This is a genomic window from Rhizobium sp. SSA_523 (assembly GCF_030435705.1).
Lineage (GTDB): Bacteria > Pseudomonadota > Alphaproteobacteria > Rhizobiales > Rhizobiaceae > Neorhizobium.
This window is the reverse complement of the sequence record NZ_CP129381.1, coordinates 948128-962207: the sequence shown is the minus strand read 5'-3', so window position 1 is coordinate 962207 and position 14080 is coordinate 948128. Positions and strand designations below refer to the sequence as shown.

Sequence of the window (14080 nt, the reverse complement as noted above, 5' to 3'; positions counted from 1 at the left end):
CTTCCCTATTCGAACCAGTGAGATTGGCCGCGACGGACGAACTGCCCGTCACCCGGCCGGTTGAGGACCGTCGTTCCGTCAAAGGCCAGGCGACCCGAAAGATAGGTCCGGGCGACGGTGACGGAGAAGCGACGCCCGTCAAAGGGGCTCCAGCGCAGCTCGTCATGGGCATTCTGTGAATCCCAGGTCTGCGGTGTCTGGCTGACGATCGCCAGATCGGCATCCGCTCCGATGCGGATCGCCCCCTTTTCCGGCCAAAGCCCGAAAAACTTGGCAGGCCGTTCGCAAAGCTGCTCGGCGGTGATGGCGGGCGCATCCAGGCCGCGCTGTTCGGCGGCGGTAAAGAAGGCCGGCAGAAGCGTTTCGAGACCCGGCACGCCGGCGCCGGCATCGAAGATCGAGTCGGTGAACTTGTTGTCGATGGGCCAGCTGGAATGGTCGGAGCTGACGAAGGCGACCCGGCCTGCGAGGATTTCCTCCCAAAGCGCGTCGATCTGGCCGGGGCGGATCGGCGGATTGACCTTCATGCGCGCGCCAAGCGCCGCGCCGTCGCGTTCCGGATCGAACCAGAGATAGTGCACGCAGAGCTCTCCGGTCGCGCGGAACCCGTCGGCAAGATAATTGTCGACGAGCTGGAAGCCGCGGGCGGTGGTGAGATGTACGATATGGGCATGGGCGCCTGCTGCGGCGCCGAGCTCCAGGAACTGCGCCGTGGCCGACAGTTCGGCAGCCGGCGGGCGGCTCGCCGAATGCGCTTCGATGCCGTTCTGGCCGGCTGCCTTGGCCGCCGCGATATAGGCCCGGACAATGTCCTGGTCTTCATTGTGCACGCCAAGTGGCAGGGGAGTGTCAGCCAGGGCGTTGAAGATGCCGAGGATCTGGTCCGATGCTATGCGCGGAAACCGGGTCGGACTGCTTTCGAAGGTGGAGATCTTGAAGGCCACCACGCCGCCTTCGATCAGGGAGGCCACGTCGTCCGGTTTCTGCCCAGGCAGAAGGGTGCCGTAAAGCGCCACATGGGAATGAGCGTGTTGTGCGATCGCCGCCACTTTGTCGGCCAGTCGCGCCGTGTCGTTCAGCGGCGCCGGATTGTCATAGGGCATGTCGACAATGGTGGTGACACCGCCGGCAATGGCGGATCGGGTGGTGGAGGCAATGCCGGGAAGACCGCCATAGCTGCAGGCATGGGTCTGACCGTCGATGATGCCGGGGAAGATGAGGTCTTCGCCGCAATCATGGATCTGATCCGCTGCCGGAGCTTCCGAAGTGCCGATGGCTGCGATCTTGCCGCCGGAAATGCCGATCCAGGCATCGGGCAGGAGGCCGTCCGGGAGAACCGCCGTGCCGCGGATAACGAGTTCGAAAGTCATGACTGGTGCCTCCCGTAGGACAGATCGAGATGATTGGCGGCAAGCGCTACGCCGGCCTGGACCGGATCGATGACCGGCAGATCCAGCTCGTCCTGCAGCGCGAGGCGGTAGGAGCCCAACCCTGCGCAGCCGAGAATGATGACGTCCGCTTTGTCCTCGTCCCGCAGCCGGCGCGCGGTCCTGGCGACCGTTTCGACAACGTCAGTTGCCATCAGCTCGACAACCGTCATGTCGATCGAGCGATCGCCTGCGAGGCGATGATGAAGGTCGAGCGCGGTGAGATAGCGCAGGTGGCGGGCAATGGAGGAGGGGCCGAGCGAGATGATGCCGAATGTCCGACCAAGCGAAAGGGCGGAAAGATAGGCCGATTCGGCAATGCCGGTGACCGGCTTGGCCGTCGAGGCCCTGACGGTCGCTATGCCCGGATCGGAGAAGCAGGCCAAGACGAAGGCGTCCGCATCCTGCGTGCCGACCGCTTCCAGAATGTTGGGAATCACCGCCTCGACATGTGCGTCCGTTTCTATGCCCGGCGGTGATTTGGCGAGCTCGACGCAGGTGATCTCGTGCTTAATCGCACGGCGGACGGGATCCAGGCAGTCGCGCATGGATTGCGTGACCGAGGCAGAGCTGTTGGGATTGATCACGAGAATTTTCGACACATTATTCCCCGGCGGTTCTGGCGCCACATCAGGCTGGCTAAGATATATCACGTGGTATATTACGATGAGACGAGTGTCAAAGCGCTTTGCTCTTTCCCACAGAGGAGGGGCGGGCGGCGAAACGCTTTGACAGGCGGCCATTTGGCCGCAAAAAGGAACCAGGCGCCCGCTATCCGGGCCTGAGGAGATGGGATGTGACGGGATTGGATCAGGCTCAAGCGACGACGGAACGACGGGCGAAATCGCTGACGGAACAGGCTTATGCCATTCTGCGGGAGCGAGTCATCACAGGGGATCTGGCCCCCGGTGCGGAAGTGTCCGAGCCGGAACTCGCTGAACAGTTGCAGATGAGCAAGACTCCCGTGCGCGAAGCCCTCGGCCGGCTCTGCGTCGAAGGCTTCATGGAGGCCTATCCTCGCAGGGGTTACCGGGTCACGCCGGTCACCATCAAGGACATGAACGACCTTTTTTCGCTGCGCGGCGTTCTGGAAGGGACGGCAGCGGCGCTGGCGGCGGAGGCCATGACGGTGGAGGAAATGGACCGGCTCGAGACACTGGCCGATGCCAATTACGTCATGGGCGAGGAGTTCAGCACGCGCACCTTCGTTTTGCGCAACGAGCAGTTTCATTCCATGATCGCCAAGGCGTCCAGAAATCCCCGCCTGCACGCCCTGGTGATGAGCCATCTGGAGGAATGCGCCCGCCTGTTCTACATGGGCACCCGCGTTCGCGACATCAATCCGGAAACCAATGATGACCATCAGCGCATCCTGGCCCATCTCAGGGCGAGGGATGCGGAGAAGGCCCGGCAGGCCATCATGGAGCATAATGAAAACACCCGCAAAGGTCTGCTGGCCGCCCTGATCGCCAATGGCCGGGCGGGGTTGACGCTCTAGGGTCGAAACTCACGCCCGAAACCTGGTTAAGTTTCGACCCTAAAGGGCTGCCGACCGGCCGCCTGGGCATCCTCCTGTCATCCCTGCTTGACGAGGTGGCCGGCGGTGTGTTCACGGTAGACGGCCTTTGTCGGAACATAGTCTGCGGGACGGACCGCGCTGCCGAGCTCGAACGGGGGCAGGGCGCGCCTCAAGTTCCGGCGCCGCGGATCGGCGATCGGAACGGCATCCAGCAGGCGACGCGTATAGGGATGCTGCGGATCACCGAAGACCTGCGCGCGGGAACCGATCTCGACGATTTCGCCCAGATACATCACAGCCACTCGGTGGCTGACCCGTTCGACGACCGCCATGTCGTGACTGATGAACAGATAGGCAATCCGCAGCGCCTCCTGCAATTCGAGCATCAGGTTGACCACCTGCGCCTTGATCGACACGTCCAGCGCAGAGACCGCCTCGTCGGCAACGATCAGGCCGGGGTTCAGGGTAAGCGCGCGGGCAATGCTGATGCGCTGGCGCTGGCCGCCCGAGAATTCGTGCGGGAAGCGTCTCGCCATGTCAGCCTTCAGCCCCACCTTCTCAAGGAGGTCGACCGCCTTTTCGGCGGCTGCGCGCTTGTCGGCGATCTTGTGGACGATCATCGGCTCGGCGATCGCTTCGCCCACGCGCATGCGCGGATTGAGGCTGGAAAAGGGATCCTGAAAGATCATCTGCATCCGTTTGCGACGCTGCGTGAGATCTCGTTCCGCAAGGCTGTGAATGTCCTCGCCATTGACCCGGATGGTGCCGCTGGTGGGATTGATCAGCCGCAGCACCGAGCGCCCCGTGGTCGATTTTCCGCAGCCGGACTCGCCGACCAGCGAGAGGGTTTCCCCTTCTCTGAGATCGAATGAGACATCCTCCACCGCATGAACGCGGCTGGTGACGCGGCTCAGCACACCGGTCTTGATGTCGAAGCGGGTGACGAGGTTGTGAACTTCCAGGACCGGGCGATCCCCGGCGGGCTGCATGGTGCGCTCTTCCGTTGCAACTGCCGTTTCCGTATCCAGCAGCGGAAAAGTCGACGGATTGCTGCGACCCTGCATGGAGCCGAGCCGCGGCACGGCGGAGAGAAGCGCGCGGGTATAGGTGTGCTGCGGACGGTCGAAGATGTCGAGCGTCGAGCCGGTCTCCAGGGAACGGCTGCGGAACATCACCAGGGTCCGGTCGGCAATCTCGGCAACCACGCCCATATCATGCGTGATGAAGAGAACGCCCATCTGCTCCTCGTCCTGCAGGCTCTTGATGAGCTGCAGGATTTCGGCCTGAACCGTCACGTCGAGCGCCGTTGTCGGCTCGTCGGCGATCAACAGGCGCGGGCGCGATGCCAATGCCATTGCGATCATCACCCGCTGCAGCGTGCCGCCGGACAATTGATGCGGATATTCGTCGAACCGCTTGGTCGCGGCCGGAATTCGCACGCGTTCGAACAGACTGATGGTTTCCCGCCTCGCATCGGCGGCGCTGATCCGGCGGTGCCGGCGGATGGCTTCGGAAATCTGCCGGCCGACACTCATGACGGGATTGAGCGAGGTCATCGGCTCTTGAAAGATCATGGCGATCTGGTTGCCGCGCACATCCTGCATCTCATATTCGCTGAGGGAGAGGAGATCGCGGCCTTCGAGATCCACATGGCCCGAAACCCGGGAGGTGCGTTCCGGCAGAAGCCGCATGATGGACATTGCGGTGACGCTTTTTCCGGAACCGGATTCTCCTACGATGGCAACGGTCTCGCCGGCATTCACATCAAGGCTCACATCATTCACCACCGCATGCCATTGGCCGGCTCGGCGAAAGGCGGTCGTCAGGTTGCGCACGGATAGAATGGTCATGGCGGAACGCTCCGGGTGGATCCAACCGGCACGGGATCCGGCCGATCAAGCAAAAATTTTTCTGATATACTACGTAATATATTTTAGCTTGCCAAGCCTGCAATCCTGTCGGAAGCTAGGGTGCATAGGAACGAGAGAGGCTGGAATGGACCGAGACGAAATCCGCCGCAGCGTGCTGGTGACGCCGCAGGAGCTGAACGAGATGCGCCTTTGCGGGCGGGACGTGACGATTCTCGCCGTCCAGTCAATCAACCCCTATACGGGCAAGTCCTCTTTCGACGGTCATCGTGTGCCCGGCGCCATCGATACGCAGGCCTATGAGGATTTTCAGGCGCCACCCTCTGCCGAACATGGACAACGTCCTCTGCCCGATATCGCAGTGTTGCAGGCAAAGGCACGGCAGTGGGGTTTGCGGCCGGAGGCGACCATCATCGTCTATGATGCCGATCGCAGCATGACGGCCGCTCGTGCCTGGTGGGTTCTGAAATGGGCGGGCCTGCCCGATGTCAGGGTTCTCGATGGCGGCTTGCCCGCATGGGTCGCAGCCGGTTTGCCGACATCCCAGGAAAGCGCCGCGCCCGCGCCCAGCAGCATCAACCTCTCGGCAGGCCATATGCCGGAATTCGGGCCGGAGGAGGCGCTGACGCTCGCCGCCAATGGCGTCCTGCTCGATGCGCGAATCCGGCCGAACTATATTGGCGGCCCAGTGGCGGAAGGCCAGGCTCCACGCGGCCATATTCCCGGCGCCATCAGCGCGCCTGCGCCGGACAATGTCACCGATTATGGAAATTTCACCGATGCGGCGACCCTGGCGGAAATGTATGCGGCTCTCGGAGCAGATGGATCCAGGCCGGTCGGGGTCTATTGCGGCGCCGGCATGTCCGCGGCGCATACGGTGCTTGCCCTGGCTTCGATCGGGGTCACCGCGGCCATGTATCCTGGCTCCTGGTCTGCCTGGGTTCATGATCCGGCGCGACCGGTTGTGATCGGTGCGCGTCCTCACGCAAAAACAGCATAATAACTAGGCAACCAGCTGGCGTGTTCAATTCTGCGCCAGCGTGGCTTTACAGCCTCGGCAGTCTTGATATATTTCGTAGTATATCACAGAAGGAAACGGGCGAGACCGACGATGCCCGGCCTGCTCGGTGACAACAAAAGGGGTGAACTGATGACTATCTGGAAACGCATTGCGGCCGCTGCGGTGGCCTTGCCGCTGCTTGCCTCGGCTGCCTATGGGCAGGATGATGCAAGGCTGAAGACCCTGGTCGTGGCTGTGCCGTCTGATCCGGTCAGCCTGGAGCCGGGCACGAACCGTGCCGAACCGATCGGCAGCGAAATCATCTTGAATGTCTTCGACACGCTGGTCGCCTGGACCGCGCCCGACTTCAAGGCCCTCGAAGGCCGCCTGGCAACGAGCTGGACAGTCTCCGACGATGGCAAGGTCTTCGATTTCAAGCTGCGGGAAGGCGTAAAATTCCAGGATGGCACCGCCTTCGACGCGGAAGCGGTCAAGTTCTCGCTGGAACGTACGAAGACGACCAATCCCTATGTCAAAGCCACGTTCGACCTGATCCAGGACATCACCGTGGTGTCCCCGACCGAGCTCAAGGTCACGCTTTCGGCCGCCTATCCGGCCTTCCTGTCGATTCTCGCCCAGCCGCAAGCTGCGATCGTCAGCCCGACTGCCGTAAAGAAATACGGTGATCAGTTCGCCTCCAACCCTGTCGGCACGGGACCCTTCTCCTTCAAGAGCGCCCAGGCCGACACGAATGTCGTGCTCGAAGCCAATCCGGACTATTTCCGCGGCGCGCCGAAGCTGCAGCAGATCATCTATCGCATCATTCCGGATGCCTCCACGCGTCGCCTCGAGCTTGAAGGCGGCGGCGTCGACATCGTCCAGCAGCAGGGTCAGCTTTCGGCAATTGCAGCGGAAGACATCGAGGCGCTGAAGGCGAATGCGGATGTGAAGGTTCTGGAAACATCCAGCCAGATCATTCGTCAGCTCGAATTCAACAACAGCAAGACCGATGGTCCTTTCTCCAATCTGAAGGCACGTCAGGCCATTGCTCACGCCATCGATTATGATGGTCTTCTCGAGGGTGTGTTCGGTGGCACGGCGGAACGGGTCTATGGTCCGCTGACCAGCAATAGCTGGGCGTTCAATCCGAAAATGAAGGAAATGGCGCCGAAATATGATCCCGACCTGGCGAAATCGCTGCTGTCGGAGGCCGGCATCGATCCCTCATCGCTCAATTTGAAGCTCTACAGCTTCCAGGGCCCGCTCTGGGGCGCGGTCGCAACCTTCGTTCAGGCCAATCTTGCCGATATCGGCATCACCGCCACCATCGAGCAGACGGAGTTTCCGGCGCTGCGTGGCCTGCAGACGGCAGGACAGTTCGATGTCGCGCTGGACGGCCGCCAGCCATGGTACAATGATCCCGACGCCCATATCACCATCGGTTACCTGTCGAGCCTTGCCGATACGGCGATGACCTTCCGCATGCCGAAGGATGAGGAACTTGATGCTCTGATCCTGAAGGCACAGCAGACGCCCGACATGGAAGCCCGCAAGCAGCTCTACTTCACGGTGCAGGAAAAGATCGCTGAACGGGTGCCGGGCGCCTATCTCTTCAGCCCGAAGTTGATCGTCTTTACCCGGGCCAATGTCGAGGGGCTTGTCGTCAACAGCGCACCGCCGCTCAACGAATACTGGTCCGTTTCCAAGAAATAAGGCCTGCGCGACGCGTCGGCCGGCGGCAAAGTGTCGCCGGCTGACGTTCCAGGTCTTTAGCATATGCAGTCCGCCGCCAGGCGGCGGTTCCGCAGGAAGAGAGTGAACAACAGACATGGCGAGTTTCATCCTACGCCGCCTGATCGCGCTGATACCCGTCATGTGTATCGTCCTGGTGATCGTCTTTTCGCTGGTGCGCATCATTCCGGGCGATCCGGCCACCACGCTTCTCGGGCCGGGCGCCACGCAGCAGCAGATCGAGGCATTGCGCGCCCAGCTCAATCTGGATGAATCCGTCATCCTGCAGTTCTACCACTACGTGACCGGGCTGTTCGTCGGAGATTTCGGCGTCTCGCTGAAGACCGGCCAGCCTGTTGCCCAGGAAATCCTGCAGCGTCTGCCGGCAACCATCGAACTCTCCGTCCTGGCCGTGCTGGTCGCCATCATTTTCGGCATTCCGATCGGCGTGCTGTCGGCCACGCGCCCGAATTCCCTCTTCGATCACGTCACGCGCGTCGTGTCGCTGATCGGCGTCTCCATGCCGGCCTTCCTGCTGGCGCTGGTGCTGCAGCTCATCTTTGCAACCTATCTGGGCTGGCTGCCGGTGTCCGGTCGCTTCAGCCCCTATCTGCCGGTCGAGCGCGTGACGGGCTTTGCCATCCTCGACGGCCTGTTGACCGGCAACCTGGACGGCGCGCTCAGTGCCGTGCAGCATCTGATCCTGCCGACGGCTGTGCTTGCCGCCTTCCTGGCAGCAACGCTTGGCCGTTTCGTGCGCAATACCATGCTGGATGTCATGGGAGAGGACTTCATCCGGACGGCAAAAGCCAAGGGCCTGCGCCGCCGGGACGTCGTTCTCAATCATGGTCTGCGCAATTCGCTGCTGCCGGCGGTGACGATCGTCGGCCTGAAATTTGCCGAGATGCTCGGGGGCGCCATCCTGACCGAAACCATCTTCGCCTGGCCGGGTATCGGCCGCTATATGTTCGAGGCGATCAAGAACCGCGATTATCCGGTCATCCAGGGCACGACGCTGGTCTTCGCGCTGCTGTTCGTCCTGACCTCCATCATCGTCGACGTCCTGTACGGCGTTCTGGATCCACGCGTCCGCAGGAAGATGGGCTGAGACCATGAATGAGATGTTGTTGTTCCTGCGGCGAAACACGCTCGCTCTCATTGGCCTGGTGATCCTCGTTCTCCTGATCGGCCTGATCGTTATCGGGCCATGGCTGACGAGTTACACGCCGACCAAGCTCGATATCCTGCACAAGCTCGCACCACCGAGCCTCGATCACTGGCTGGGAACCGATGCCTTCGGCCGCGATGTGCTGACACGCATCATGTATGGCGGGCGTGCAACGCTGACGATCGGCGTCGGTGTGGTGGCCATCGCCTTCGTCGTCGGCTGCTTCTTCGGCATGCTGGCGGGCTTTGCCGGTGGCTGGATCGACAGCGTCATCATGCGCATCGTGGATGCCATCCTGGCCTTTCCGGCGCTCGTCCTCGCCATTGCGCTGTCTGCCGCCTTCGGGCCCAGCCTGCAGAACGCCATGCTGGCCGTTGCCATTACCCTTGCACCGCAATTTGCCCGCGTGGCGCGCAGCCAGGCGCTCAGTATTTCGGTCAAGCCCTATGTCGAGGCAGCCATTTCGCTCGGACTCCCCGGCCACCGGATCCTCTTGCGGTACGTCTTCGTCAACGGCCTGGGCCCGCTTCTGGTGCAGTCGACGCTGGCGCTCGGCAGCGCCATCCTGCAGACGGCAAGCCTCGGCTTCCTGGGCCTTGGCGCCCAGCCGCCCATGCCGGAATGGGGCGCGGATGTTTCCGCCAATCTGCAGTATGTGCGCAGCGCCGCCTGGGTTGCCCTGGCACCGGGCATGGCCATCCTTCTGGCGGTCCTGTCCTTCAACCTCATCGGCGATTCGCTTGCCGACTGGTTCAACCCGCGCCGCCGCAGCGAGCTCGACTAGGATCATCATCGTGGACAGCCTGACCATCAGCCTTGAAAAGATCGATTTTCTGCCACCCGATCGGGTGACGGACGATACCAGCGTCCTGACCCTGAAGAACCTCGTCTTCGAACCGCTCCTGCGGTGGGACAAGGGCTTTGTCCGGCCCGCGCTCTTTTCGCACTGGAGCCATTCGCCGGACGGCCGCAACTGGCAGTTCGTGATCCGGGACGGCGCGACGTTTCATGACGGGAAACCCTGCATTGCCGAGGACATTCTGTCCTTCCTCGACGGTATCCTGCAGGCTGTCGATACATTCGGCATGAAATGGTCCTATGCCCGTTATCTGCAGCACGCTGTCATCCGGGCCGGCTCGCCGCAAATCATCGACATCAGCAATCCGGAGCCGCTTGCCGATATTCTCGACATCTTCTCCGAGTTTTACATCTGCCGCCTGAACTCGCCCGGTCAGCCAATCCTGGGGACCGGTCGCTATCGCGTGGACGAGCTTCAGGCAGGGCAGCGTGCGGTGCTCAGCAGGGCCAATGGCGATAGCGGTCCCGCCCGCATCATCGCAACCGCCTGCAAGAGTGCCGATGAACGCTATGGGCAATTGAAGGCCGGCAGCGTCGACGCCGCGCTCAACCTGGAGCGGATGGAGGAAGCGCCCGATTTTGACGCACGCTTCGAGTGGGGGAAGGCTGTCAACACGCTCTCCGTCATGTATTACCTCAACTGCCAGACGGGCCTCTTCCGTTCGGCTTCGGCGCGCCTGGCGATCAATCACGCCGTCGACACGGGCCGGATTGCCGCCGAAATCTACCATGGTCTGGCAGTGCCCTCCGCCACGATCGTCAGCCCCTTTCACCTCGGAGCCGCCAAGGCTGCGTTGCAACCCATCGCCTATGATCCGGAGGCTGCGCGGCGATTGCTCGATGGCGTCGATATATCGGCGCCGGTGCGGTTGCGCACCCCGACCTTCATGCCGGAACGCGCGCCGCAGGTCAGCCAATTCGTCGCCGCCGCTCTGGAGGAGATCGGCCTGAAGGTCGAGGTGGAGACCGAGCTCGACCGTCCTGAATATGCCCGCCAGATCGGGCGCAAGGAAATGGGCGACATGGCGATCTTCGATTCCTCGCCGCACAGCACCTACCGGATTCTCAACGACAAGATCTCCAGCGTCACGAAGGCCGTCTGGTGGCAGGGCTATGACGATGCGCAAACCGAGAGGCTGATCGCCGCCGCCAATCATGCTGTGGATGACGGCGCGCGCGAGCTGGCCTATGCCAAATGCCTCACCCGTCTGCACGACAATCCGCCCTGGCTCTACCTCGTGCATCCCATCGATGTTTTTGCCGCAAGACCGGGCCTGGATGGCCTGGCCATAGATCACAAGGGCACTCTGATCATTCGTTAAGGACCATGACCATGGAAAAAGACTACGCGATCACCTTCTTCTATTACGACGATATCCACGCAGTTGCTCCCTTTTATGAGGACGTCCTGGGTTTCGAGCTCGTGCTCGATCAGGGGCTTGCCCGCATCTATCGGATTGCAGGAAGATGCTATCTCGGCATCGTCGACGGCAATCGCGGCCATCTCAAGCATCAGGAGAAGAGCGCCGTTCTCTTGACGATCGTCAGCGAGGATGTCCAGGCATGGCATGACAAGCTGAAAAAGGCCGGCGTTCCGGGTCTTTCAGACATGCTGCGCGGCCGCTTCTGCGAACATTTCTTCTTCGAGGATCCGGCAGGCTATGCCATCGAGATCCAGCGCTTCCACGATCCCGATGTGGCCAAGCTCTTTTGAAGAAACAGGAATTTCATGATGTCGCTTGAGCGCCTGACGCAGGCAGTGGCCGATGAGGCACGAAAATTCAGCACAGCACCGCTGATGGCAAGACCGGATGGCACTGTGGCTACTCTGCGCGACGGCTATATTCCGCTTCTGGTGAATTTCACCTTCGAGGACAAGGCTGCCAAGGGCTTGCGAAAATTGAAGGACCAGGCGGAGCCCGAGCCGCCGGTCTATTTCTCGGCGCTCGAAATGGCGCGCGATCATGAGGCCCTTCTGCTGGTCGGTGAAACGGGCAGCGGCAAGACCACATTCGCCCGTGCCCTTGTCAGCAGACTGGCGGGTGAGGCGGCGTTTTCCCCCTCGGTGCCACGCAACGAGGACGGGACACGCCATGACGAGACCTGGGAAGGCGAGAGCGTCCATCCGCTTATCGTGACCGTGGTTGCGGGCGCCGATCTGGCGTCGCTCTTACGCAATGCGCTGCCGGAGATCGAGAGCCTGCTTGCTTCGGCCGAGTGGCAGCATTCCGGGGCGCAGTTGCTGATCATCCTCGACGGTCTCGAAGCTGCGGGCGCCGGTGCGTTCCGTTTGCTGGAGGAGGCTGCCGGGTTCCAGGCGCGGAATCCCCGCATCCGCCTGCTCGCTCTGGCGGAAAGCGGCGCATCGACCGGGCTGGTCCCACCGGCGCCTTTCGTTCGTTTTGCGCTGCTGCCGCTCCTGAAGGCCCAGCGTATCGACGCCGGGCAAAGACTGGCCGGCCTTGATCTTTCCGCTAACGGTCGCGGGCTTGGCGCTGCGGCGGCCAATCCGGCGCAATTTGCCATGGCGCTCACCGCTCACGATGAAGGCCGGACGCCCGAAGAGATCACTGACAATTGGCTTTCGCGCATCGCCGGTGACCCGCAATCGGCCAATCTTCTGTGCGGCCTGGCCTATGACGGATTGATCGGAAAGCTTGACGATCCGGAGCTGCTTCCGGTGACGCGCATCCGGCAATTGCTGGCCGCGCGGCATCTGGCAGGCATGCCGGAGCAAGCGGCAATGGAGCCCCTGCACCAAAATCCTGCGCTCCTTGCGCCCGTTATCAGAAGTCTTGCCGCAAGGCTCTCCGGAACAGAGAAGGCAGCGCGTCTTGTCGAGGCTCTCCTGCAGGGCTCCGGCGAGGCAAGGCTGAGAGGCGCCCTGCTGGCGGCCGAATGGGAGGTGGAGGAGGATCAGCGCCGTTGCTTGGCGGATCATCTCCTGACCATCGTCGAGACCGGTTCTCTGACACCAGCCGAGCGGGAACGGGCGGGACGCTATCTGTCCGCCTTCGGTGATCCTCGGGACCTGCAGGCGCTGGCGGATGTGCCAGGCGGCACCTTCACCATGGGCGCGCAGACGCATCCGAATTCCGCGCCGCCCCATCCCGTCACCGTGGCGGCTTTCCGGATCGGGCTTTACCCGGTCACCAATGCCGCTTACGCCGCCTTTGTCCGGGCAACCGAGCGCTTCTGGCAGAGCCCTGACGGGTTTGCGCCCGATCGTCAGAGCGCGCCGGCGACGGATCTGACTTGGCGGGATGCGAATGCCTATTGCGCCTGGCTGACGGATTGCTGGCGCCGCGAAGGACGGATCGGGCAGGACGAAATGGTCCGCCTGCCGACCGAGCCGGAATGGGAAAGGGCAGCCAGGGGCGACCAGGCGGATGCGGCCAACGCCATTCTCTATCCCTGGGGTCTCGAATGGCGCGACGATGCGTCGAATTCCGAAGAAGCCGGCTTCAATACGACCTGCACAGTCGGGCTCTTTCCAAAGGGCCGTTCTCCCTACGGCTGTTTCGATATGACGGGCCAGGTCTGGGAATGGTGTTCGACCCTTTGGGGGACGGACATGACCACGCCCAGCTTTGCCTATCCGTATCGCGAGGACGGCCGTGAAGATCCCGCAGCCGATGCCGCCACGCGGCGCGTCCTGCGCGGCGGCTGCTTCAGCAGCGGCAAGCTGAAGGCCTGCTGCACTTATCGCGGCAGCCTTGAGCCGGACGGGTTCTGGCGCGGCAACGGGTTTCGCATCGTCGTGGCGAAGATCTGATCCGGATCCAGGGCCGGTCATGCGTCCGGCCCTGATGTCCACTGGCGGGGCACGGCGGACTCTGCCGGCGTGTCAGCCCCTATCGTCTGGATCCGTCCGTCCTGGCCGCCGTCGCAGGATGAGCCACAGAAGAGCGATGAGCGCGCCGATGCCGACGCCAAGCCTGAGGCCGTCGCCGCCAAAAAGGAAAGGCAGGAGCGCTGCCCAGTCGGGCCGGATCTGCGAAAAGGTGTTGAAGCGTTCGGTGCTATAGGCGCAGGTCACGAAGGAGGTCCCCTTGAGCACCATGTCATGATCGATCCGGCCGATCAGATCTTCCGCCGCCGGCCGGCTTGACGGGAACTGCCGGAGGTGCGCGAGGATCGCCTTCAACCCGGCAAGATCCGCATGCGCGCATTCATTGAAGGGGCTGTCTTCATCCGTGATGCTGCCGGGGATGATGAGCCAGAGGCAATTGGCGTGTTGCAGGTGATTGTAGAGCAGCAGCGCGTTCAGCGTCTCGTCCGGCGCAGTCACACCGTTCGCCAGCGCGAGAATGGGCCGGCGATAGTTCTGCAGGACCTGCATGGCCCCGTGATTGACCGATTCGATGACCAGTCCGGTCGCATCCGGCTCGACGGAACGGCTCTCATGGGCAAGCCCCTGAACCGGGGCGAAGTGCAAGGCCAGCAGAACCAGCAGCCGTGAAAGGCGTGACCCGCCGGCGGCCACGTGCCGGGGATATGGCCGCATAT

The 14080-nt window shown here is 62.5% G+C and carries 12 protein-coding genes; 8 read left to right on the top strand and 4 right to left on the bottom strand.

What is annotated here, in order from left to right; genetic code table 11:
* Positions 1–5: 5 nt before the first annotated feature.
* Entirely contained in the window at positions 6–1370 is a 1365-nt protein-coding gene (locus QTJ18_RS05670) for a dihydroorotase (RefSeq protein ID WP_252752991.1), read from the bottom strand.
* Positions 1367–2029 (bottom strand): aspartate/glutamate racemase family protein, encoded by a 663-nt coding sequence (locus QTJ18_RS05665; RefSeq protein ID WP_252752992.1) that lies wholly within the window; start codon positions 2027–2029, stop codon positions 1367–1369. Before QTJ18_RS05665 ends, QTJ18_RS05670 begins: the two co-directional genes overlap by 4 nt.
* 194 nt (positions 2030–2223) lie before the next feature.
* Here QTJ18_RS05665 and QTJ18_RS05660 point away from each other — a divergent pair, with 194 nt between their 5' ends.
* Positions 2224–2925 carry a GntR family transcriptional regulator gene (locus QTJ18_RS05660; RefSeq protein ID WP_252752993.1) on the top strand — a complete coding sequence of 234 codons (702 nt, stop codon included), beginning with the start codon at positions 2224–2226 and terminating at the stop codon, positions 2923–2925.
* Between the two features lie 77 nt (positions 2926–3002).
* Here QTJ18_RS05660 and QTJ18_RS05655 read toward each other — a convergent pair whose 3' ends face one another.
* Positions 3003–4796, bottom strand: a complete 1794-nt coding sequence (locus QTJ18_RS05655) for an ABC transporter ATP-binding protein (protein ID WP_252752994.1) — start codon at positions 4794–4796, stop codon at positions 3003–3005.
* 145 nt (positions 4797–4941) lie between these two features.
* On the opposite strand from QTJ18_RS05655, the gene QTJ18_RS05650 reads away from it, so the two are divergent.
* The 7 genes from QTJ18_RS05650 (at position 4942) to QTJ18_RS05620 (ending at position 13346) form a co-directional block, all read left to right on the top strand.
* Complete coding sequence (locus QTJ18_RS05650) at positions 4942–5814, top strand: sulfurtransferase (protein WP_252752995.1); 873 nt, start codon at positions 4942–4944, stop codon at positions 5812–5814.
* A gap of 150 nt (positions 5815–5964) precedes the next feature.
* On the top strand, positions 5965–7527 hold the full coding sequence (locus QTJ18_RS05645) for an ABC transporter substrate-binding protein (RefSeq protein ID WP_252752996.1): 1563 nt from the start codon (positions 5965–5967) through the stop codon (positions 7525–7527).
* 115 nt (positions 7528–7642) lie between these two features.
* Positions 7643–8653 carry an ABC transporter permease gene (locus QTJ18_RS05640; RefSeq protein ID WP_252752997.1) on the top strand — a complete coding sequence of 337 codons (1011 nt, stop codon included), beginning with the start codon at positions 7643–7645 and terminating at the stop codon, positions 8651–8653.
* Between the two features lie 4 nt (positions 8654–8657).
* Positions 8658–9497, top strand: a complete 840-nt coding sequence (locus QTJ18_RS05635; protein WP_252752998.1) for an ABC transporter permease — start codon at positions 8658–8660, stop codon at positions 9495–9497.
* 10 nt (positions 9498–9507) lie between these two features.
* Positions 9508–10893 carry an ABC transporter substrate-binding protein gene (locus tag QTJ18_RS05630; RefSeq protein ID WP_252752999.1) on the top strand — a complete coding sequence of 462 codons (1386 nt, stop codon included), beginning with the start codon at positions 9508–9510 and terminating at the stop codon, positions 10891–10893.
* Positions 10894–10904: 11 nt separating this feature from the next.
* Complete coding sequence (locus tag QTJ18_RS05625; RefSeq protein WP_252753000.1) at positions 10905–11285, top strand: VOC family protein; 381 nt, start codon at positions 10905–10907, stop codon at positions 11283–11285.
* A gap of 15 nt (positions 11286–11300) precedes the next feature.
* Positions 11301–13346, top strand: coding sequence for a formylglycine-generating enzyme family protein (locus QTJ18_RS05620; RefSeq protein ID WP_252753001.1), 2046 nt, complete (start codon positions 11301–11303; stop codon positions 13344–13346).
* 72 nt (positions 13347–13418) lie between these two features.
* Here QTJ18_RS05620 and QTJ18_RS05615 read toward each other — a convergent pair whose 3' ends face one another.
* The gene (locus QTJ18_RS05615) at positions 13419–14078 is read right to left on the bottom strand and encodes a hypothetical protein (RefSeq protein ID WP_252753002.1); all 660 of its coding nucleotides are present in this window, start codon (positions 14076–14078) and stop codon (positions 13419–13421) included.
* Between the last annotated feature and the right edge of the window lie 2 nt (positions 14079–14080).